The sequence below is a fragment of the Parasalinivibrio latis genome (assembly GCF_036825535.1).
In the GTDB taxonomy this organism is placed as follows: domain Bacteria; phylum Pseudomonadota; class Gammaproteobacteria; order Enterobacterales; family Vibrionaceae; genus Parasalinivibrio; species Parasalinivibrio latis.
Genome location: NZ_CP098812.1, coordinates 3,743,299 through 3,763,986, shown reverse-complemented (window position 1 = coordinate 3,763,986; position 20,688 = coordinate 3,743,299). Strand labels below are relative to the sequence as shown.

The window sequence follows — 20,688 nt, the reverse complement described above, 5'->3', positions numbered from 1 at the left end:
CGATGGCTACAGGTAAGATCGTACAGATCATCGGTGCGGTAGTCGACGTAGAGTTCACTCAGGGTGATGTACCTCGTGTATATGATGCCCTGAACGTACACAAAGAAGGCGATCGCCTGGTGCTGGAAGTTCAGCAGCAGCTGGGTGGTGGTGTTGTACGTGCAATTGCCATGGGTTCGTCCGATGGCCTGCGTCGTGGCCTTGAGGTCACAAACACCGGTAAAGCAATTGAAGTTCCAGTAGGTACTGCGACCCTGGGTCGTATCATGAACGTACTGGGTGATGCAATCGACGAGCGTGGCGATATCGGTGAGGAAGAGCGTTACTCTATCCACCGTGCGGCGCCAAGCTACGAAGAGCAGGCGAACGCAACCGAACTGCTGGAAACCGGCGTTAAGGTTATCGACCTGATCTGCCCATTCGCCAAGGGTGGTAAGATCGGTCTGTTCGGTGGTGCGGGTGTAGGTAAGACCGTTAACATGATGGAGCTTATCAACAACATCGCCCTGAAACACTCAGGTCTGTCTGTGTTTGCTGGTGTAGGTGAGCGTACCCGTGAAGGTAACGACTTCTACCACGAAATGCAGGAAGCTGGCGTTGTAAACCTGGAAAACCCAGAGGAATCCAAGGTTGCGATGGTTTACGGCCAGATGAACGAGCCACCGGGTAACCGTCTGCGCGTAGCACTGACCGGCCTGACAATGGCTGAGCGTTTCCGTGACGAAGGCCGTGACGTACTGCTGTTCATCGATAACATCTACCGTTATACCCTGGCGGGTACTGAGGTATCGGCTCTGCTGGGTCGTATGCCATCGGCGGTAGGTTACCAGCCAACACTGGCTGAAGAGATGGGTGTACTGCAGGAGCGTATCACGTCAACCAAGCAAGGTTCTATCACGTCTGTACAGGCGGTATACGTACCTGCGGATGACTTGACTGACCCGTCTCCGGCAACCACTTTCGCCCACTTGGATGCAACCGTTGTACTGTCTCGTAACATCGCGGCACGTGGTCTGTATCCTGCGATTGACCCGCTGGATTCCACCTCTCGTCAGCTGGATCCCCTGGTTGTTGGTCAGGAGCACTATGAAGTGGCTCGTGGCGTGCAGACTGTACTGCAACGCTACAAGGAGCTTCAGGACATCATCGCAATCCTGGGTATGGACGAACTGTCAGAAGAAGACAAGCTTCTGGTAGCCCGTGCCCGTAAGATTGAACGTTTCCTGACCCAGCCTTACCACGTTGCGGAAGTCTTTACCGGTCAACCAGGTATCTATGTCACCCTGAAAGACACCATTGCAGGGTTCAAAGGTCTGCTGTCCGGAGAGTACGACGATATCCCAGAGCAGGCTTTCCTGTACTGTGGTTCTATCGACGAAGTGCTCGAAAAGTCGCAGAAACTGTAAGGCTTGAGTAGGAGGCGATATGGCAGCGTTAACCTTCCATCTGGATGTGGTCAGTGCGGAAAACAAGCTGTTTTCCGGCCGTGCCGAAACTATCCAGGTGACCGGTAGCGAAGGTGAGCTGGGTATTTTCCCTGGCCACACACCGCTGCTGACCGCGATCAAGCCAGGCATGGTTCGCATTATCAAGCAAAACGGACAAGAAGAAATTATCTACCTGTCAGGTGGTCTTCTTGAGGTTCAGCCAAGCACGGTTACCGTGCTGGCTGATACTGCCATCCGTGGTAATGAACTGGATCAGGCCAAGGCAGAGGAAGCCAAACGCCGCGCTGAAGAGCGTATCCACAATCAGCATGGCGATATGGACTTTGCTCAAGCGGCCAGTGACCTGGCAAAAGCTCTGGCCCAGCTCCGCGTTATCGAGCTGACGCGCAAGTCGCGTTAATTCAGAGTGATGAAAGAGGCGGCAGAAATGCCGCCTTTTTTGTTTTTTTAGACACACATAGCGAAACATCAGACAGTCTACTTAAAATTATCCAGTACTGCCTGTAAACTGCTCCGCAATTAAAAATAGATCGAAAAGGACACAAACATGCGTTTCAGTGCGGTGATTCTTGCTGCGGGTAAGGGTACCCGTATGTACTCAGATATGCCCAAGGTTCTGCATACCCTGGCTGGCAAACCCATGGTTAAGCACGTCATTGACACCTGCAATGTACTCGGTGCCAACCAGTTGTATCTGGTTTATGGCCACGGCGGCGATCAGATGAAATCTGCACTGGCGAATGAAAACGTCAACTGGGTACTTCAGGACAAGCAACTGGGTACCGGGCATGCCGTCGATCAGGCCTCCCCAGCCTTTGCTGACGACGAAAAAATCCTGGTGCTTTATGGTGATGTGCCACTTATCAGTGCTGAAACCATTGAAAACCTGTTGGATGCACAGCCGGATGGCGGTATTGCGCTTCTGACAGTTGTTCTGGATGACCCAAGCGGCTATGGACGTATTATCCGCCGTAACGGACCGGTAGTTGCGATTGTTGAAGACAAGGATGCTACTGAATCCCAGAAACTGATCCAGGAAATCAACACCGGTGTGCTGGTGGCTAACGGTGCTGATCTAAAACGCTGGCTGTCCAACCTCAATAACGACAACATCCAGGGTGAGTACTACCTCACAGACGTTATTGCAATGGCACATGAAGAAGGCCGGGCTGTTGAAGCTGTCCATCCTGTCAGCAAGATTGAAGTGGAAGGCGTGAACAACCGCATCCAGCTGGCCCGCCTGGAGAGAGCTTTCCAGCGTGAGCAGGCCCGTCAGCTTCTGGAAAGTGGTGTGATGATCCGCGATCCGGAGCGTTTTGACCTCCGTGGCAGCTTGCAGTGCGGCACCGATGTTGAATTTGATGTGAATGTTATCGTTGAAGGTGATGTTACTGTCGGCAGTAATGTGTTTATTGGTGCCGGTTGTGTGCTGAAAGACTGTGAAATTGACGATAACACGGTGATCCGCCCATACAGCGTTATTGAAGGCGCTTCTGTCGGTGAAGACTGTACAGTGGGTCCGTTTACTCGCCTGCGTCCTGGGGCTGAACTGAGCAACGATGCTCATGTGGGTAACTTCGTAGAAGTGAAGAATGCCCGTATAGGGAAAGGTTCCAAAGCTAACCACCTTACTTACCTTGGCGATGCGGAGATCGGTGAGCGCGTCAATATAGGCGCGGGTACCATTACCTGTAACTATGATGGTGCCAACAAGTTTAAGACCATCATTGAAGATGATGTGTTCGTCGGATCGGATACCCAATTGGTCGCTCCGGTTCGCGTGGCCAAGGGAACGACAATTGGCGCCGGTACGACCCTAACCCGGGATACTGGCGAAAACCAGCTGGTTATTACCCGAGCAAAAGCACGTTCTATTGATGGCTGGCAACGCCCTCAAAAGAAAAAATAAACCGGGGATCTCCTGAAAAAAGGCACCTCTTGGTGCCTTTTTCATCAAATAACAGGCGTTTGGCGACAGAAAACGGTGATTTGCCTATTTATCCATCAAACGATAAATTTAGCTATTGACTCCCGAACCGAATACTCATAATATTTGCGGCCTCGGTTGGGGTATCGCCAAGCGGTAAGGCAGCGGGTTTTGATCCCGCCATTCCCAGGTTCGAATCCTGGTACCCCAGCCAACAAAATGCATCCGTAGCTCAGCTGGATAGAGTACCTGGCTACGAACCAGGCGGTCGGAGGTTCGAATCCTCCCGGATGCGCCATTTGCGGAAGTGGCGGAATTGGTAGACGCACCAGATTTAGGTTCTGGCGCCGTAAGGTGTGAGAGTTCAAGTCTCTCCTTCCGCACCATTGTTGGGGTATCGCCAAGCGGTAAGGCAGCGGGTTTTGATCCCGCCATTCCCAGGTTCGAATCCTGGTACCCCAGCCATATATTGGCTACGTAGCTCAGCTGGTTAGAGCACATCACTCATAATGATGGGGTCACAGGTTCAAATCCCGTCGTAGCCACCATATTCCTCTTGGATGTTGTCTGCGTCCAGGTTGTAGTGAAAGCCCAAAGTCAGACAGACATTTTTCGTGCGGCGGTGGCGGAATTGGTAGACGCGCTAGCTTCAGGTGTTAGTGTCCTAACGGACGTGAGGGTTCAAGTCCCTCCCCCCGCACCACTTTTCTGATTAAGCAGGTATTGATACCTGCTTTTTTTGTATCTGAAAAACTCCCCTTCTTTTCCTTACACTTCTGTTTCTTATTTCCATTATTCTCAGTAGCTTTGTGATCTGATCCCAGTTCGGTTTTTCTGTAACCGGACTTGATTATTTTTATTTCTCTATTATTATCTTTCGAAACGAAACTTTGGTGGTTGTATGTCGAAACGTAACACGCAGCAAAGACGTCATGCGATAGTCTCTATGCTTGCAGAACAGGGTGAAGTGAGTGTTGATACACTGGCAAACCTGTTTGAAACATCTGAGGTGACTATCCGTAAGGACCTTGCAGCATTGGAAAAAAATGGTCTGCTGCTGCGGAGATACGGTGGAGCAGTACCTATTCCACAGGAAATGGTATCGGAATCATCAAAAGAAGTTTCAGAACGAAAGTTAGCAATTGCAAAGGCTGCCTCTGGCCGAATCCGTGACCATAACCGGATAGTCATCGACAGCGGTTCTACAACAGGCGCATTGATTTCAGAGCTCAGAGACAAACGGGGGCTGGTGGTTATGACCAACTCCCTGGTGGTAGCCAATGCCATCAATGACCTTGAAAACGAGCCTACACTGTTGATGACAGGTGGTACCTGGGATTCACACTCTGATTCTTTCCAGGGACAGGTTGCCGAGCAGGTATTACGGGCCTATGACTTTGACCAGCTGTTTATTGGGGCAGATGGTATAGATCTTGGCCGTGGAACCACAACCTTCAATGAAATTGTCGGTCTCAGCCGCGTGATGGCCGAAGTGTCCCGGGAAGTGGTGGTCATGATTGAGTCCGACAAAATTGGACGCAAGATGCCAAACCTGGAGTTGCCTTGGAATGCGATACATACCCTGGTAACAGACTCCGGTATCAGCGCCACGGACAGGGAAAAAATTGAAGCACTTGGCGTAGAGGTCGTTTGCGCCGAAATAACTGAATAAGTCAGGAGAAATTATGTGTGGGATTGTCGGGGCGGTTGCCCAGCGAGATGTGGCTGAAATTCTTCTCGAGGGCCTTCATCGGCTTGAGTACCGTGGTTACGACTCAGCAGGTGTCGCTGTCATGGATTCGGATAACCTTATCCACCGTACGCGTCGTCTCGGCAAGGTTGATGTATTGGCGCAGGCATTGGAGTCCTCCCCGCTGACGGGTGGAACCGGCATTGCCCATACCCGTTGGGCAACCCATGGCGAACCGAGCGAAGCCAACGCCCACCCGCACATGTCAGGCGAAAACATTGCCGTTGTACACAACGGTATTATCGAAAACCATGAGTCCCTGCGTGAAAAGCTTACGGGGAAAGGTTACCTGTTTACCTCCCAGACTGACACTGAAGTCATCGCCCACCTGGTGCACTGGGAGACTGAGCAGGGGGCTGATCTCAGGGAAGCTGTCCAGAGAGCAGTTACCCAGCTTGAGGGTGCGTATGGCATGGTTGTCATGGATGCGCGGGATCCCGAGCGTCTGGTTGCTGCCCGGTCTGGCAGTCCTTTGGTTGTTGGTTTGGGCTTGGGTGAGAACTTCCTGGCATCTGACCAGCTGGCGCTTCTTTGCGTGACACGCCGGTTTATCTTCCTTGAAGAAGGCGACGTGGCAGATATCACCCGCCGTAATGTCGATATTTTTGACGTAAACGGTAATGCGGTCGAACGAGAAACCCATGAGTCAAACCTGGTACAGGATGCAGCTGATAAAGTCGGGTACCGTCACTTCATGCAAAAAGAAGTGTTTGAACAGCCTGTGGCACTGGCAAATACCCTTGAAGGGCGAATTGCATCGGATCATGTGATTGTTGACAGCATTGGCCCGCAGGCGCAGCTGATCCTCGAAAAAGCAGACCATATCCAGATTGTTGCCTGTGGTACCTCCTACAATGCCGGGATGGTGGCACGCTACTGGTTTGAATCTGTTGCAGGTGTAAGCTGCGATGTGGAAATTGCCTCTGAATTCCGGTACCGCAGCTCTGTTACCCGCCCGAACAGCCTGCTGGTCACTATTTCGCAATCCGGCGAAACAGCCGATACCCTGGCTGCTCTGCGCCTCGCCAAGGAGCAGGGCTTTATGGCTGCCCTGACGGTGTGTAATGTGGCTGGGTCTTCCCTGGTACGGGAGTCAGATCTTGCGTTTATGACCCGGGCCGGAGCGGAAATCGGGGTGGCATCTACCAAAGCCTTTACCACCCAACTGTCAGCACTGCTGGTTCTTGTTTCAGCGCTGGGTAAAGCGAAAGGGACTGTCTCTCCGGCGAAAGAAGCTGAAATCGTATCGTCACTCCACCGCCTTCCTGCTGATATAGAAAAGGCGCTTTCGTTCGACAGTCAGATTGAGCTACTTGCTGAGGATTTTGCCGACAAGCACCATGCACTCTTCCTCGGTCGAGGGGAGTTCTACCCGATTGCGATGGAAGCGTCCCTCAAGCTCAAGGAGATTTCCTATATCCACGCGGAAGCGTATGCGGCAGGCGAGCTGAAACATGGTCCCCTGGCTCTGATTGATGCGGATATGCCGGTAATCGTTGTCGCCCCGAGCAATGACCTTCTGGAAAAACTGAAGTCCAACATTGAAGAGGTACGGGCCCGGGGAGGACTGCTGTATGTGTTTGCCGATGAGGATGCCGGGTTTGAGGCTTCTGAAGGAATGAAGATCATCTCCATGCCTCATGTGGATGAGATTATTGCCCCAATCTACTTTACCGTGCCGATGCAACTGCTGTCCTACTACGTGGCGTTGATTAAAGGTACCGATGTGGATCAGCCAAGAAATCTGGCCAAGTCCGTCACCGTGGAATGAGTGTGAAAAGACGGGTCACCGGTTGAAACTCACAAAGGGAGCATATGCTCCCTTTTTTAGTATTTGGTGTAAGCGAACCGAGAAAGGGGTCGCTATTTAGTATTATGGCAAACCGCTAAAAAGGGATATTTGCATTTTGCAACTCAATTCGCAGTTTGGAGAAAACTGCACGGAATGCTGACGAATTCTCTCACCGTTCAGTTCTTACAACTCAATGAAAAATAAGAATAAAAATCTTGTCTAAAATGTTGGTGCGCATTGTGCATATTTGTACCCAACCATAATAAAAAACGCCTGTACGTTGTAAGGAGATAGTTATGATTGACTCCAAAGAGCAAGTTGCGAAACGCATCAAGGAAGCACGTGAGTGGAAGGGTATCACTCAGGTTCGTATGGCGAAATTGCTTGATGTGGCGCGACAAACCTATTTGGATATCGAAACCGGCAAGACGGAGCCACGCGTGCGTATGCTCTCCAGAATTGCCGACATCACTGAGCGCCCATTAATGTGGTTTGTCTATGGCGACCGCAATGTGGAAGTTGTGGATGACGAGTACAAACAAGATCTGGCCCGTTTAATGGAACAGTTCTCCCGTCTGCCACATGAAGCGCGAAAAGCCGTGATCAACCAGTCGGTCAATATGGCCTCATTCCTGGTTGATTACTCTAAAGCCGTGCAGCGCAGCTAACACTGCCGCCGGATATACGGCAGCCACAGGCAGGAATAATTAAGCCCCCGGAGAGTACTTCTGCGGGGGCCGTTCCTGTTTATCCTGATTTTGGGTGAAAATGGCTTAACCCTGCCTTACATCAGACTTGGCAAGAAAGAACCTGAATGCCGGGTTGCTTGTTTCATCCTTCCAGCTGTAACCCAGCTCACGCAAGTGGGCGGTGAATGCCAGCAGGTCTTTGTCTTCCAGCTCAAACCCACACAGTACACGGCCGTAATCCGCACCGTGGTTGCGGTAGTTGAACAAACTGATGTTCCACTGGGTTCCCAGCGTGGTAAGGAACTTTATCAGCGCCCCCGGGTATTCCGGGAATTCGAAGCTGTAGAGACGCTCCTGCATTACCTTGGCCGGCCTGCCGCCAATCATGTAACGTATGTGGACCTTGGCCATTTCATCATCTGAGAGATCTTCTACCGGGTAACCGCCTTTTCTCAAATCCCCGATAATGCTTTCCAGCTCATCCTGCCCACCCGCCAGGCGGACACCAACAAAGATATTGGCAAGATGGTCATCGCTATAGCGGTAATTGAATTCGGTAACTGCCCGGCCTCCAATAATATGGCAGAACTGCAGGAAGGCACCGGGGCGCTCAGGTATGGTAACGGCCAGCAGGCCCTCGCGCTTTTCACCCAACTCTGCACGTTCGGAGACATAACGCAGGGTGTGGAAGTTCATGTTGGCACCGGAAAGGATAGCCGCCATCTGGCAATCCTTGATGCGATGGGTATCCGTGTAGCGTTTCAGCCCCGCCAGAGAAAGGGCTCCGGCCGGCTCGGCAATAGCGCGTGTATCTTCAAAAATATCCTGTACAGCGGCACAGATTTCGTCACTGGTTACGGTGATCGAGTCATCGAGGTACTGTTTGCACAGACGGTAGGTTTCATCACCGATACGCTTTACTGCCACGCCATCAGCAAAGGTACCGACATTGTCCAGTGTTACCTGGTGTCCAGCATCCAGTGCTGCGCGCAGGCAGGCCGAGTCTTCGGCTTCAACACCGATAAGCTTTATATGGGGCATCAGTTGCTTGATAAGCACCGCCACACCGGCTGCAATACCGCCACCGCCGACAGGCAGGAATACATATTCAAGATGGCCGTTCTGTTGAACCAACTCCAGCCCTATGGTTCCCTGACCGGCAATGACCGCCGGGTGGTCAAACGGGGGAATAAAGGTGAAGTTGTTCTCTGCTGCCAGTTCAATGGCCCTGGCTTTGGCTTCATCAAAATTGCTGCCGTGAAGCACCACAATGCCACCGAAGCTGCGAACGGCGCTGACCTTGATGTCCGGGGTGGTTTTTGGCATCACTATGGTGGCCTGGACCCCAAGGTGGCGCGCAGAGTACGCAAGGCCCTGGGCATGGTTGCCTGCAGATGCGGCAATCACACCTTCAGATTTTTGCTGCTCGGTCAGCTGGGCCATCATATTGTAGGCACCACGAAGTTTGAATGAGTGCACCGGCTGGCGGTCTTCGCGCTTCAGGTGGACGGCGTTGCCGAGCCGCTCTGACAGGCGCTTCATCTCTTGCAGGGGTGTTTTCATCGCCACTTCGTAGACCGGCGAGCGCAGTATCTCCGTCAGGTAACCCGCCCCGGAAAGGGGCAGGTCGGTATCACTGGCGGCAGGATCTGGGGCTGCCATCAGTAGTCCTCCAGTTTGCTGCTGTCACGTACAGCGCCTTTGTCTGCGCTGGTAGCCAGGTTGGCGTAGGCTTTAAGGGCAAGAGAGACCTGGCGTTCTCGGTTAACCGGCTTCCAGCCCCTGGCGTCCGTATCGGTACGGCGGTGAGCCAGTTCATCTTCACTGACTTCCAGTGCAATACGGCGGGCCGGGATATCGATATCAATGATATCGCCGGTCTGGACCAGGCCGATGGTTCCCCCATTGGCCGCTTCCGGGGAAACGTGACCGATAGAGAGACCGCTGGTGCCTCCGGAGAAGCGGCCGTCGGTGATAAGGGCGCAGGCTTTGCCAAGCCCCATGGATTTCAGGTAGGTAGTCGGGTAGAGCATCTCCTGCATACCCGGGCCGCCTTTCGGGCCTTCATAGCGGATAATCACTACATCACCGGCTTTCACGGTGCCACCAAGGATCCCGTCCACTGCATCTTCCTGGCTTTCAAATACAATTGCCGGGCCACGGAAGGTCAGGTTTTCAGCGTCTACTCCCGCTGTTTTTACGATACATCCGTCAACGGCGAGGTTACCTGAAAGTACCGCAAGTCCGCCGTCCTGGCTGTAGGCATTTTCCTTGCTGCGGATACAGCCGTTTTGGCGGTCATCATCCAGGGTGTCCCAGCGGCAGTTCTGCGAGAATGCCTCCGTAGTGCGGATACCCGCAGGCCCGGCACGGAAAAAGGCTTTCACCTCTTCTGAGTCTGTCACCGTGATGTCGTACTGTGCCAGCGTCTCTGCAAGGGTACCGCCCAATACATTGGTTACATCAGTATGCAGGAGGCCTGCACGGGCAAGCTCACCCAGGATACCGACAACCCCGCCGGCGCGGTGTACATCTTCCATATGGTACTGGGGGGTGGAAGGTGCAACTTTACACAGGTGCGGAACCTGTCGGGAGAGGCGGTCAATGTCTTCCATGGTGAAGTCCACCTTCCCCTCACGGGCTGCTGCCAGCAGGTGGAGAACCGTATTGGTAGACCCGCCCATGGCGATATCCAGTGTCATGGCATTTTCAAATGCCTTGAAGCTGGCGATATTGCGTGGAAGGACACTCTCATCATCTTCGCGATAGTAGCGTCTGGTCAGGTCGACAATTCGGCGGCCGGCACTAAGGAACAGCTCTTTGCGGTCAGCATGGGTTGCGAGCATCGAACCATTTCCCGGTTGGCTCAATCCCAGAGCTTCTGTCAGGCAGTTCATGGAGTTGGCCGTAAACATGCCGGAGCAGGATCCGCAGGTCGGACAGGCAGAGCGCTCAATTTGATCACTTTGCTCATCAGAAACTTCCGGATCCGCACCCTGGATCATGGCGTCAACCAGATCCAGCTTGATGATTTGATCCGAGAGCTTGGTTTTACCCGCTTCCATCGGGCCGCCGGAAACGAAGATGGTTGGAATATTGAGGCGCATGGACGCCATCAGCATCCCCGGGGTAATTTTGTCACAGTTGGAAATACAGACCAGGGCATCCACACAGTGTGCGTTGGCCATGTATTCAACAGAGTCGGCGATAAGCTCACGGGATGGCAGGGAGTAAAGCATCCCGCCGTGGCCCATGGCGATACCGTCATCGACTGCAATGGTGTTGAACTCTTTGGCGATGCCGCCGGCCTGTTCTATTTCCCGCGCAACCATCTGGCCCAGATCTTTGAGGTGGACGTGGCCGGGAACAAACTGGGTGAATGAGTTCACCACGGCAATAATCGGTTTACCGAAATCTTCATCTTTAACGCCGGTAGCGCGCCACAGGGCACGGGCCCCGGCCATATTGCGCCCTTCTGTAGAGGTCGCGGAACGGTATTTTGGCATCAGGTGTCTCCTTACTTCTCGCCGTGGACCGGATCCAGCCAGCCCCATTTGTCTTCGGTCTGGCCGTTAAACAGGCCAAAGAAAGCGCTTTGCAGCTCCTCGGTTATCGGGCCGCGCTTCCCTTTGCCCACTTCTATCTGGTCAACACTGCGTACCGGAACAATCTCGGCTGCGGTGCCGGTCATAAAGACTTCATCAGCCAGGTAAAGCGCCTCACGGGCAATGGGTTCTTCACGAACCTCGTAGCCGGCTTCTCTGGCCAGCGTCATGATGGAATCCCGGGTAATGCCGGGCAGGATGGCACTGGTAGCCGGTGGGGTAGAAATCACGCTATTTTTAATGACAAACAGGTTCTCACCCGCACCTTCTGAAAGGTAGCCGCGTACATCCAGTGCAATGCCTTCTGCGTAGCCATGGCGGCGTGCTTCGCCACCGACAAGCAGAGAAGAGAGGTAGTTACCGCCGGCTTTGGCCGCCGTCGGAATGGTATTCGGTGCAGATCGGTTCCAGCTTGAAATCATCGCATCTACGCCGTTGGCCAGCGCTTCCTCGCCAAGGTAAGAGCCCCAGGCAAACGCGGCGATGATAAGTTCCATTTCGGTTTCAGGTGGCGGGCAGACACCCAGCCCGACGTTGCCGACAAAGCCCAAAGGGCGGATGTAAGCAGAATCAAGCTTGTTGGCTCGCAGGGTTTCGCGGCACGCCTCCATCAGCTCATCGACATTGTAAGGAATAGGGAAACGGTAGATTTTTGCTGAGTCTTTGAGACGCTGCATGTGCTCACGATGACGGAAAACCACCGGGCCATTGGGGGTGTTGTAACAGCGGATGCCTTCGAAAACCGATGTGCCATAATGCATGGCGTGGGTCAGGACGTGAACCTTGGCTTCATGCCACTTGACCAGCTCTCCATTGAACCAAATAAATTCTGCAGTGTTTGCCATTGTTATTCTTCCTTAAATACTACGCACGTAACTGTTGCTGGTTGGCTACCAGCTTGATGTTTGTTACGTCCCAAAGCTTGTCCAGTTGGTGATATAGGTTGGTGATAGGCCGATCGCTTTCAACCGTCACCTCAATGGTAATGCCTGATGTTTCCTCTGAATTTGCCATAACACACTGTTTTACCACGAAACCACGGTGGCGTGTTACGCGAAGTACCCGCTCCAACAGTTCGGGTTGGGGTTTGGCCTCGATAGCTAAAGTATGGGTATTCATACGTTATCCTCCAGCATTTCATGGTTGGCAGCACCGGGGGGAACCAGTGGCCATACGTTTTCTTCTTCGGAAATGGCGACATGCAACAGGAAAGCAGTCTCTGCTGAAAGCAGTTCAGCAAGGGCACCATCAATCTCTGATTTAGTGGTGATTGTCCGGGCCGGGATGTCGAACGCCTTTGCCAGGGTAACGAAATCCGGATTGTCATCCAGAATGGTTTCGCTGAAGCGGCCGCTGAAAAACAGTGACTGCCATTGGCGCACCATGCCGAGGCGCTGGTTGTCGAGCAGGACAATCTTGACCGGGATACCGCGTCGTTTGAGGGTGCCGAGCTCCTGGATGTTCATCATGAAAGAGCCGTCGCCGGTTACCAGGATAACGTCGTCATCCGGGCGGGCGACTTTAGCGCCCAGTGCAGCCGGCAGGCCAAAGCCCATGGTGCCGAGCCCGGCTGAGGTCAGCAGGTTTTCCGGCTGGCGCGGCATCATATGTTGGGCCACCCACATTTGGTGCTGGCCGACATCTGTTGTCACCACAGTCGAGCCTTTCATCTGCTCAGAGAGTTGTTTCAGCAACGCCGGGGCAAAAATCGCCTCACCGGGGTGGTCGTAACGCCAGCCAAACAGGGATTTGAGGTCAGCGACCTTGTGCTGCCACTCACTGATATCTGCCGGGGAGGAGAGCAGGGGCATGATGTCATTGATATCCCCCCGGACCGGGGCATTGGCATGGCGAAGTTTGCTGAATTCAGCCGCATCGATATCAATGTGGATGACACTGGCGTTGGGGGCAAAGGTATCGAGTTTTCCGGTTACCCGGTCATCGAAACGGGCACCGATGGCGATAAGGAGATCGCACTCCTGAACCATCAGGTTTGCCGCCTTGGTGCCGTGCATTCCCAACATACCGAGATAGAGGGGGAAGTCATCGGTGAACGTACCCAACCCTTTCAGGGTGCAGGCAGCTGGGATTTGGGAATCGTTGGCAAAAGCGCGAACCGCTTCAGTTGCACGGGCCATCTGTACGCCGCCGCCGATATATAAAACTGGCCGCTGGCTCTTGGCGAGCAGTGCATTGGCTTTTTCAACCTGGCTTTCGTCCAGGGCAATGCTGGTGGTTGCCGGTGTTACCGCTGTCAGTGGCATCCCCATCTCACCGAGCTGAACGTCTTTGGCAATGTCGACCAATACCGGCCCTGGACGGCCTTCTGCTGCAACCAGAAACGCTTCGTTAAGGGTTGCTGCCAGATCTTCTTTCTTGGTGACCAGGTAGCTGTGTTTGGTGCAGGAAAGGGACATGCCAAGTACATCCACTTCCTGGAAGGCGTCTGTGCCGATAAGCGGGGAGGCGACCTGCCCGGTGATGGCGACCAGGGGGACCGAGTCCAGCATGGCATCCGCAAGCCCGGTGATAAGGTTGGTGGCTCCGGGGCCTGATGTTGCCATGCATACACCGACCCCGCCGGTTGAACGGGCATACCCTATGGCTGCCATGGCAGCCCCTTGCTCATGTCGGCAGAGTATGTGTTCGACCCCGCCGTCATAAAGGGCATCGTAGATTGGCATGATGGCTCCGCCTGGGTAGCCGAAAACGGTTTTGATGCCCTGTTCCCTAAGCAGGCTGACAACCAGTTGTGCTCCTGTCATGGCTGTCTCCTGCTTGTACCCTGTTTGCCTTCCGGCGTATCGGGATTCCCTGTATCCATGTCCCTGTTTCCTTGCTCTTTCCTGTTGGCTTCCTGGGTGCCATACCTGTTGGTATGAAAAAGCCCCCGGACCTTTCGGTGCGGGGGCTTAGCATGCGATGTTGTGTATTATTTTTCGCCTGCCTGAGCCCCTCGCGGAATAATCACCACGATAATGCGAATAATTAGGACCAGTGCTTTGGCGAATATTGTCATTTGTCTGTGTCGTGTTTGCTTATTTGTTAGTCGCCATTAGTGGTAACACAGACATGGCTCGCATGACAAGTAAAAACACGCCCTGATCTTGGAAAAAATGCACAGTTTTCGATTATCTATACAACAAATTGATGAATTTTCATTGAGTTGGTTATCAAAAGCGGGTGTCAGGGATGAATTTAGCAATTGTACACAGCCGGGCCAGTGTGGGCGTGGATGCGCCGGAGGTGACGGTAGAAGTCCATATCAGTAACGGGTTGCCGGGGTTCAACCTGGTGGGGCTGGCGGAAACCACAGTAAAAGAGTCCAGGGACCGGGTGCGTAGTGCTATCGTCAACGGGGGATTTGAATTTCCTTCCCGCCGGATAACGGTAAATCTGGCACCGGCAGACTTGCCAAAAGAGGGAGGCCGGTTTGACCTGCCTATCGCGCTGGGAATTTTGGCTGCTTCAGGGCAAATTCCGGAAGAGAAGCTGAAAAATCATGAATTTCTCGGGGAACTGGCGTTGTCCGGCCAGCTTCGCGGGGTCAAGGGGGCGCTTCCTGCAGCACTGGCTGCGAGCAGGGAGGAGCGTTGCCTGGTGGTTCCTGTTGATAATGCCAACCAGGCGGCACTGGTTGGCAGGGATTTGCATAAATCTGCACCCGACCTGACCGGTGTTTGCCGCTACCTGTGCGGGCAGCTTTCCCTTGGGCTGGATGAAACTGAACCGGAGCCGGAACGCCAGCCGTCAATACGCTGTATGCGGGATATTATCGGCCAGCAGCAGGGAAAACGGGCGCTGGAGATTGCCGCAGCCGGTGGGCACAACCTGCTATTCCTTGGCCCTCCGGGTACCGGGAAAACCATGCTGGCCTCCAGGATGTGTGACCTGCTGCCGGACATGAACAATGACGAGGCACTGGAAACTGCGGCGGTAACTTCCCTGACCCAGCAGCCGCTCCATGAAGGAAACTGGCGCAAGAGGCCCTTCCGGGCGCCTCACCATTCCAGCTCGATGGCGGCGCTGGTGGGCGGGGGCAGTAACCCGAGACCGGGGGAGATCTCCCTGGCACACAATGGAGTTCTGTTCCTTGATGAGATGCCGGAGTTTGAGAGGAAAGTGCTGGATGCCATGCGTGAGCCGCTTGAATCCGGTGAAATCATTATTTCCCGTGCCGCGAGCAAAACCCAGTTCCCGGCTCGTTTCCAGCTGGTTGGGGCGCTGAACCCAAGCCCGACCGGTTACTATGAGGGGAATCAGGCCAGGGTTTCCCCCCAGGTGATCCTCCGCTACCTGAGCCGGTTATCCGGCCCGCTCCTGGACCGTTTTGACCTTTCCATTGAAATCCCGTCACTGCCACAGGGAACCCTGGCCAAAGGCGGGGAGCGGGGAGAGAGTACCGATGAAGTCAGGGCGAGGGTCCACAAGGCAAGGGAACGAATGTTGTCTCGAAGCGGGAAAATCAACGCGTTGCTTGCCGGCAGGGAGATTGAACGTTACTGCCCGCTTGCCAGGGATGACGCGGAATTTCTGGAAACGGCACTTCACCGTCTTGGGCTTTCAATCCGGGCTTACCACCGCATTATCAAGGTATCGCGCACCCTGGCAGATCTTAACGGCGAGCCGGACATTACCCGGCGTCACCTGGCTGAGGCGCTGGGGTACCGGGCTATGGACAGGCTGATGAAGCAGCTTACGGCGCAGGCCAGTTAAGCAGATTATGCCGTGGGCTGCGGAATCCACCTGCAATGAATGGTGTTTTTTATTTCTTCACAGTATTATTCCTCCCTGTCACATTACATTCACGTAATGGTAAGACTGATTTATTTTTTGCGTTCAGGGTGGAAAGGTGCTGGCGTTACCGGTTAATTTAATTGCGATTTTTTTAAGCACATCAGTGGGCTCACTGCTTGTGCTTGTTGTGGCCCTGCTTAAGGTCCTGTTGCCGGTCAAGGCGTGGCAGCCCTTGTTCTCCAGGATGGCTGACCGGGTTATGTGGGGATGGGCAACCACCAACCAAAAAGCCTTTGAGCTGACCAACCCTGGGCTTCGCTGGGAAATAGACGGTGGCGAAGGCCTGAATCGCAATAGCTGGTACCTGGTGATCTGTAACCACCTCAGCTGGGCGGATATTGTGGTGCTTGCCAGCGTATTGAGAAACCGGGCTCCCATGCCGAAGTTTTTCCTCAAGCAGGAATTGCTTTACGTGCCGTTTCTGGGAGTAGCGTGCTGGGCACTGGATATGCCATTTATGAAGCGGTACTCCCGCTCATACCTGCTCAAGAACCCGGAAAAGCGCGGGGAAGACCTGAAAACCACCCGCAAGTCATGTGAAAAGTTCCGTCATAACCCGACCACCGTGGTCAACTATGTAGAAGGAACCCGCTTCACATCGGACAAACACCTCAAAACCAAATCCCCATACCAACACCTGTTGCCGCCTAAGTCCGGCGGAATTGCCTATACCCTGGATGTGATGGGGGAGCAGTTTGACCAAATTGTCGATGTCACTATCGCCTATCCGGACAACACGGTGACACCGTTTATGGATATGCTGACCGGGAAAATGGGAAGGATTGTGGTGAGTATCCGGACCCTGCCGGTAGATGAGCAGGTTCGGGGGGACTATTTTAACGACAAGCAGTACAAGCGCCGTTTCCAGTTATGGCTGAATGATGTGTGGGCAGCCAAGGATAACCTTTTGGCCAGCCTGTTAAACCGGGTTTGAGCCAGCGGATAAGAAAAAAGCACCTGTCGGTGCTTTTTTCATGCCTGCTTACTTTTGGGTCAGCAGGTAGTTAACCAGTGCGAAGTAATCTTCAGCTGTCTTGATGGTTTTCGGTGTCACGTAGTATTTGCCGTTAACGATCACCGCTGGCACGCCCTGAAGACCGGCATCACTGAATGCCTTGTCAAAGCGGCTTGCCATGGATTTGGCGGCAAAGCTGTTGTAAGTACCATCAAACTCTTCGGCACTGACGCCTTCGTCGATAAACATCTGGCGAATATCAGCTTCACTGCGTGGCGCTTTGTTCAGTACATGGATACGGTTGAACATTACCGGTGACAACTTGTCCTGGACCCCGAGCAGTACCATGGTGGCGTACGCTCGGCTTACAGCCGGGCCCATTTTACCGCCCATAAAGGAAACGCTCTTTTTTTCAAATTTGGCATTTTCAGGCAGCTGTTTTTTCAGGGCCTGGAAAAATGGGTCTTGCTGATAGCAGTGAGGACAGAAAAATGAGAAGAACTCAGTTACTGTCGGTTTCTCTGTCGCCGGAAGGTTGAGAACCTGATAGTCCTCACCGGCATTAAAACGCGCAGCCTGCGCGGAAAAAGCCAGCAACAGGGCACTGGCAGCTACCATCAATTTCTTCAGCATTATTTGTATTCTCCCTTTTTCTGTCTGTATTGGGCTGACATCGTACGAAACTGTTACCACTGTGGCATCAGCTGCAGTGGTGGCTCTTCGAGCGCTGCAAGTTGCTCTTTGAACGCCAGAACCTGATTTTCCCAGTATTTTGCATCGGCAAACCATGGGAATGCACGTGGAAATGCCGGATCTTGCCAGCGTTTAGCCAGCCAAGCCATGTAGTGCACCATTCTAAGACCGCGCAACGGCTCAATAAGTTGCAGCTGATTTGCGTCGAAGTTCGCAAATTCCCCGTAAGCTTCCAATATTGTGTCGAGCTGGGCAAGTTTATCTGCACGGTCACCATTGAGCATCATCCATAAATCCTGCACGGCTGGCCCGTTGCGGGCATCATCGAGATCGACAAACAGCGGGCCGTCCCGCCACAGGATATTGCCCGGATGAACATCGCCATGAAGGCGGATGTTGTTGAGCTTTTGTGGCCATAAGGCCTCAAGGTGGGCGATCAGCCGATCAAGATCAGGAAAGAAGGCAGCTTCCAGGTGTGCTGGAATCATGTTGCTTTGTTGAAGTACGTCCCGCGGCTGGTAAAGGTATTCATCCAGACCCATGGTTGGCCGGTGGGCAAACGCTGACTTGCTGCCTACCTGGTGGATTCGGCCAAGGTAGCGCCCGACCCATTCAAGCTGTTCCCAGTTGTCCACTTCAAACTGGCGACCGCCAAGGCTTGGGAACAGGGCGAACCTGTATCCCTGGTGGTGATGCAGGGTTTGGCCTTCATGCATTGTCGGTACGGCTACCGGGATTTCCGCTTGCTCCAGTTCAGCTGCAAAATCATGCTCTTCCTGGATTTGTTCGTTAGTCCAACGCTCCGGCCGGTAGAACTTGACCACAAACCGCTTCTTGTCTTCATTCACGAACTGGTAGACCCGGTTTTCGTAGCTGTTGAGTGCCAGCAGGCCGGATTCCGGGTAAATGCCAATACCAGCCAGTGCATCAAGCATCAGGTCAGGAGTGAGGGTATCAAAAGAAAAGGCGCGCTCGGTTTGGTTCACTGGGGCTGGCTCCAACAATAGCTAACTGGAAACCATATTACTCGAAAGGGCTCCGAAGAGCCCTATCTTTACCTGTTGTGGGAATTTACCGGCCTTGCTGGCCGATAAACCGGCTCTCGGTATGGATACTCTCTATCCCTTCCTCGGTGTTTCGGGTCAGGGTAAAGGTTATGTCAGCAATGGCCTGAGGGAGCACATAGGGGTCAACCCCAAGGCTTACCGGCAGGTTGAACACTTCTCCGGCCTCAACAGTAACCTTTTCCGGGCCATACCACTGGATGTCTTCCAGCCCCTGAGCCGACAGGGTGTACTCCTGGAGCTGCTGGGTTTTGTTGAGAATTTTCAGGGTGTAAGTGTTTTCTATCAGCCCTTCATTGTTGATCCGGAATAGCTGGTTCCGGTCTCGCAGGACATCCAGTCCCATTGGCTGAACATTGCTGAGCAGGGTAAAAAAGATCCCGATCATAGCGGCCATGACGATGCCGTAGCCAATCAGTTTGGGGCGTACGATATCGGTTTTGTGCCCTTCCAGTTTATGCTCGGTGGTATAGCTGATAAGGCCCTTTTCATACCCCATGCGGTCCATGGTCTGGTCACAGGCATCTACACAGGCGCCACAGTTAATGCATTCATACTGCAAGCCGTCCCGGATATCGATACCGGATGGGCATACGTCCACACAGAGTTTGCAGTCTATACAGTCGCCAAGGCCAAGTGTTTTCGGGTCTTTCTTGCGTGGGCGCGGACCCCGTGACTCACCCCTGTCGGTATCGTATCCGACAATAAAGGTGTCCTTGTCGAACATTGCAGACTGGAAGCGGGCATACGGGCACATATGGATACAGACAATGGAGCGCATCCAGCCTGCATTGGCGTAGGTGCAAATGGTAAAGAAGAATACCCAGAATCCCTGCCAGAAGCTGACCTGGAAAGTGAAAAACTCAATAACCAGTGCCTTGACCGGCACAAAGTAACCGACAAAGGTTAAGGCGGTGACTAACCCGACTGCAATCCACGCTACGTGTTTCAGCACCTTTCGCAGCATCAGGTTGGGTGTCAGTTTCATCTGGTCCTGCTTGCGGCGTTTGTTTGCCGCACCCTCAAGTTTTTCCTCAAACCATATATAGATGAAAGTCCACACTGTTTGCGGGCAGAAGTAACCACACCAGACCCGGCCTAAAAAAGTGGTAATAAAGAAAAGCCCAAAGGCCGCAATCATAAACAGGGTGGCAAGCAGGGTCAGATCCTGGGGCCAGAGTGTGGTGCCGAAAAAATTAAACCTCTGGCTGCCAATATCCAGCAAGATAGCCTGGCGATCGCCGTAGGGTATCCATGGGGTGAGTATAAAAAACAGCATAAACACCCATCCCATGTAACGGCGCATTCGCTGGTAGAAACCTTTTACCGCACGGACATAAATCCGGTTGCCGGGGTTAAAGCGGTCTGCGCTTCCTTTATGGGTTTTGGGGTTGAACTGTTGGGCGGGGACTTCCTTAACCTCTATCTTATCCTTACTCATGACTTTTGCTTTCCTTGGGCTTTGGTATTCGGTCAGGTTCGTTGCCTGACTCTTCTCGTCAGATAAGTGAATCCGGAGATTATAGATCAGCCAAAGTGCTGATTATCCTAACGGGGTCATAGTTTGAGTAACGGCTAATGAAAATAGTGCAATTTGTTAATAGAGGTGGAGGGGGAAGTAACAAAGGAACGCGGCAAGAAAGCCGCGTCGTATTCAATTTCAGATTAGTCGATGATGCCACGAGCACGCAGAATGGCAGTTTTAAAGTCTTCTTCGCAGTCTTTGGCCAGGCCCGGGATCATTGCGTCTTTATCGCTGTTACGCATCTTGAGGTGGTAGATCAGTACATCGTCAGTGAGATCTTCCAGGCGGCCATCAAAGCCGGATTCATCTGCCAGTTTTTTCAGCATTTCCATCAGGTTCAGATCCGGTTCTTTTTTCCACTCTGGGTGGAGCAATTCAATGACTTCATTAACGCGATGACACTTCATGGTGACTTTCCTGTTTTGTCAGCCTGGGCGGTTGTT

General features: G+C 53.2%; 17 protein-coding genes and 6 tRNA genes. 14 read left to right on the top strand and 9 right to left on the bottom strand.

The window, feature by feature from the left end:
• Positions 1-2 precede the first annotated feature (2 nt).
• From atpD to NF212_RS17085, 12 genes are all read left to right on the top strand, one after another.
• Positions 3-1,406 carry a F0F1 ATP synthase subunit beta gene (atpD, locus tag NF212_RS17140; RefSeq protein ID WP_434357693.1) on the top strand — a complete coding sequence of 468 codons (1,404 nt, stop codon included), beginning with the start codon at positions 3-5 and terminating at the stop codon, positions 1,404-1,406.
• A gap of 19 nt (positions 1,407-1,425) precedes the next feature.
• Entirely contained in the window at positions 1,426-1,848 is a 423-nt protein-coding gene (locus NF212_RS17135) for a F0F1 ATP synthase subunit epsilon (RefSeq protein ID WP_054674565.1), read from the top strand.
• Positions 1,849-1,995: 147 nt separating this feature from the next.
• On the top strand, positions 1,996-3,357 hold the full coding sequence (glmU, locus tag NF212_RS17130) for a bifunctional UDP-N-acetylglucosamine diphosphorylase/glucosamine-1-phosphate N-acetyltransferase GlmU (protein WP_434357691.1): 1,362 nt from the start codon (positions 1,996-1,998) through the stop codon (positions 3,355-3,357).
• A gap of 157 nt (positions 3,358-3,514) precedes the next feature.
• A tRNA-Gln gene (locus tag NF212_RS17125) sits at positions 3,515-3,589 on the top strand.
• A gap of 7 nt (positions 3,590-3,596) precedes the next feature.
• Positions 3,597-3,673, top strand: a tRNA-Arg gene (locus NF212_RS17120).
• A gap of 3 nt (positions 3,674-3,676) precedes the next feature.
• Positions 3,677-3,761: transfer RNA gene (locus tag NF212_RS17115), tRNA-Leu, on the top strand.
• 4 nt (positions 3,762-3,765) lie between these two features.
• Positions 3,766-3,840: transfer RNA gene (locus tag NF212_RS17110), tRNA-Gln, on the top strand.
• Positions 3,841-3,846: 6 nt separating this feature from the next.
• Positions 3,847-3,923, top strand: a tRNA-Met gene (locus NF212_RS17105).
• A 68-nt stretch (positions 3,924-3,991) separates the two neighbouring features.
• Positions 3,992-4,078: transfer RNA gene (locus NF212_RS17100), tRNA-Leu, on the top strand.
• A 198-nt stretch (positions 4,079-4,276) separates the two neighbouring features.
• Complete coding sequence (locus tag NF212_RS17095) at positions 4,277-5,047, top strand: DeoR/GlpR family DNA-binding transcription regulator (protein WP_434357689.1); 771 nt, start codon at positions 4,277-4,279, stop codon at positions 5,045-5,047.
• 13 nt (positions 5,048-5,060) lie between these two features.
• Complete coding sequence (gene glmS / locus NF212_RS17090; RefSeq protein WP_434357687.1) at positions 5,061-6,896, top strand: glutamine--fructose-6-phosphate transaminase (isomerizing); 1,836 nt, start codon at positions 5,061-5,063, stop codon at positions 6,894-6,896.
• Between the two features lie 317 nt (positions 6,897-7,213).
• Positions 7,214-7,585, top strand: a complete 372-nt coding sequence (locus NF212_RS17085; RefSeq protein ID WP_434357685.1) for a helix-turn-helix transcriptional regulator — start codon at positions 7,214-7,216, stop codon at positions 7,583-7,585.
• Positions 7,586-7,690: 105 nt separating this feature from the next.
• Here NF212_RS17085 and ilvA read toward each other — a convergent pair whose 3' ends face one another.
• Genes ilvA through ilvG form a run of 5 tightly spaced genes read right to left on the bottom strand, consistent with a single transcriptional unit; the run spans position 7,691 to position 13,976 of the window.
• Positions 7,691-9,268 carry a threonine ammonia-lyase, biosynthetic gene (gene ilvA, locus NF212_RS17080; RefSeq protein WP_434357683.1) on the bottom strand — a complete coding sequence of 526 codons (1,578 nt, stop codon included), beginning with the start codon at positions 9,266-9,268 and terminating at the stop codon, positions 7,691-7,693.
• Entirely contained in the window at positions 9,268-11,112 is a 1,845-nt protein-coding gene (ilvD, locus tag NF212_RS17075; protein ID WP_434357681.1) for a dihydroxy-acid dehydratase, read from the bottom strand. The genes ilvA and ilvD overlap by 1 nt, the downstream gene beginning before the upstream one ends.
• Positions 11,113-11,123: 11 nt before the next feature.
• Positions 11,124-12,056: a branched-chain amino acid transaminase gene (locus tag NF212_RS17070; RefSeq protein ID WP_434357679.1), complete on the bottom strand. Its 933-nt coding sequence runs from the start codon at positions 12,054-12,056 to the stop codon at positions 11,124-11,126.
• Positions 12,057-12,075: 19 nt separating this feature from the next.
• A complete protein-coding gene (gene ilvM, locus NF212_RS17065) occupies positions 12,076-12,330 on the bottom strand; it encodes an acetolactate synthase 2 small subunit (protein ID WP_434357677.1) in 255 nt (84 codons plus the stop codon).
• Positions 12,327-13,976: an acetolactate synthase 2 catalytic subunit gene (gene ilvG / locus NF212_RS17060; protein WP_434357675.1), complete on the bottom strand. Its 1,650-nt coding sequence runs from the start codon at positions 13,974-13,976 to the stop codon at positions 12,327-12,329. The genes ilvM and ilvG overlap by 4 nt, the downstream gene beginning before the upstream one ends.
• Positions 13,977-14,403: 427 nt before the next feature.
• On the opposite strand from ilvG, the gene NF212_RS17055 reads away from it, so the two are divergent.
• Complete coding sequence (locus NF212_RS17055; RefSeq protein WP_434357673.1) at positions 14,404-15,927, top strand: YifB family Mg chelatase-like AAA ATPase; 1,524 nt, start codon at positions 14,404-14,406, stop codon at positions 15,925-15,927.
• 139 nt (positions 15,928-16,066) lie between these two features.
• Positions 16,067-16,942, top strand: coding sequence for an acyltransferase (locus NF212_RS17050; RefSeq protein ID WP_434360909.1), 876 nt, complete (start codon positions 16,067-16,069; stop codon positions 16,940-16,942).
• Between the two features lie 48 nt (positions 16,943-16,990).
• On the opposite strand, the gene NF212_RS17045 is transcribed toward NF212_RS17050, so the two are convergent.
• The 4 genes from NF212_RS17045 to NF212_RS17030 form a co-directional block, all read right to left on the bottom strand.
• On the bottom strand, positions 16,991-17,596 hold the full coding sequence (locus NF212_RS17045; RefSeq protein WP_434357671.1) for a DsbA family protein: 606 nt from the start codon (positions 17,594-17,596) through the stop codon (positions 16,991-16,993).
• A 53-nt stretch (positions 17,597-17,649) separates the two neighbouring features.
• Positions 17,650-18,642 carry a serine/threonine protein kinase gene (locus NF212_RS17040; RefSeq protein ID WP_434357669.1) on the bottom strand — a complete coding sequence of 331 codons (993 nt, stop codon included), beginning with the start codon at positions 18,640-18,642 and terminating at the stop codon, positions 17,650-17,652.
• An 85-nt stretch (positions 18,643-18,727) separates the two neighbouring features.
• A complete protein-coding gene (gene ccoG / locus NF212_RS17035; RefSeq protein WP_434357667.1) occupies positions 18,728-20,161 on the bottom strand; it encodes a cytochrome c oxidase accessory protein CcoG in 1,434 nt (477 codons plus the stop codon).
• Positions 20,162-20,385: 224 nt separating this feature from the next.
• Positions 20,386-20,652, bottom strand: a complete 267-nt coding sequence (locus NF212_RS17030) for a YihD family protein (RefSeq protein ID WP_434357665.1) — start codon at positions 20,650-20,652, stop codon at positions 20,386-20,388.
• Between the last annotated feature and the right edge of the window lie 36 nt (positions 20,653-20,688).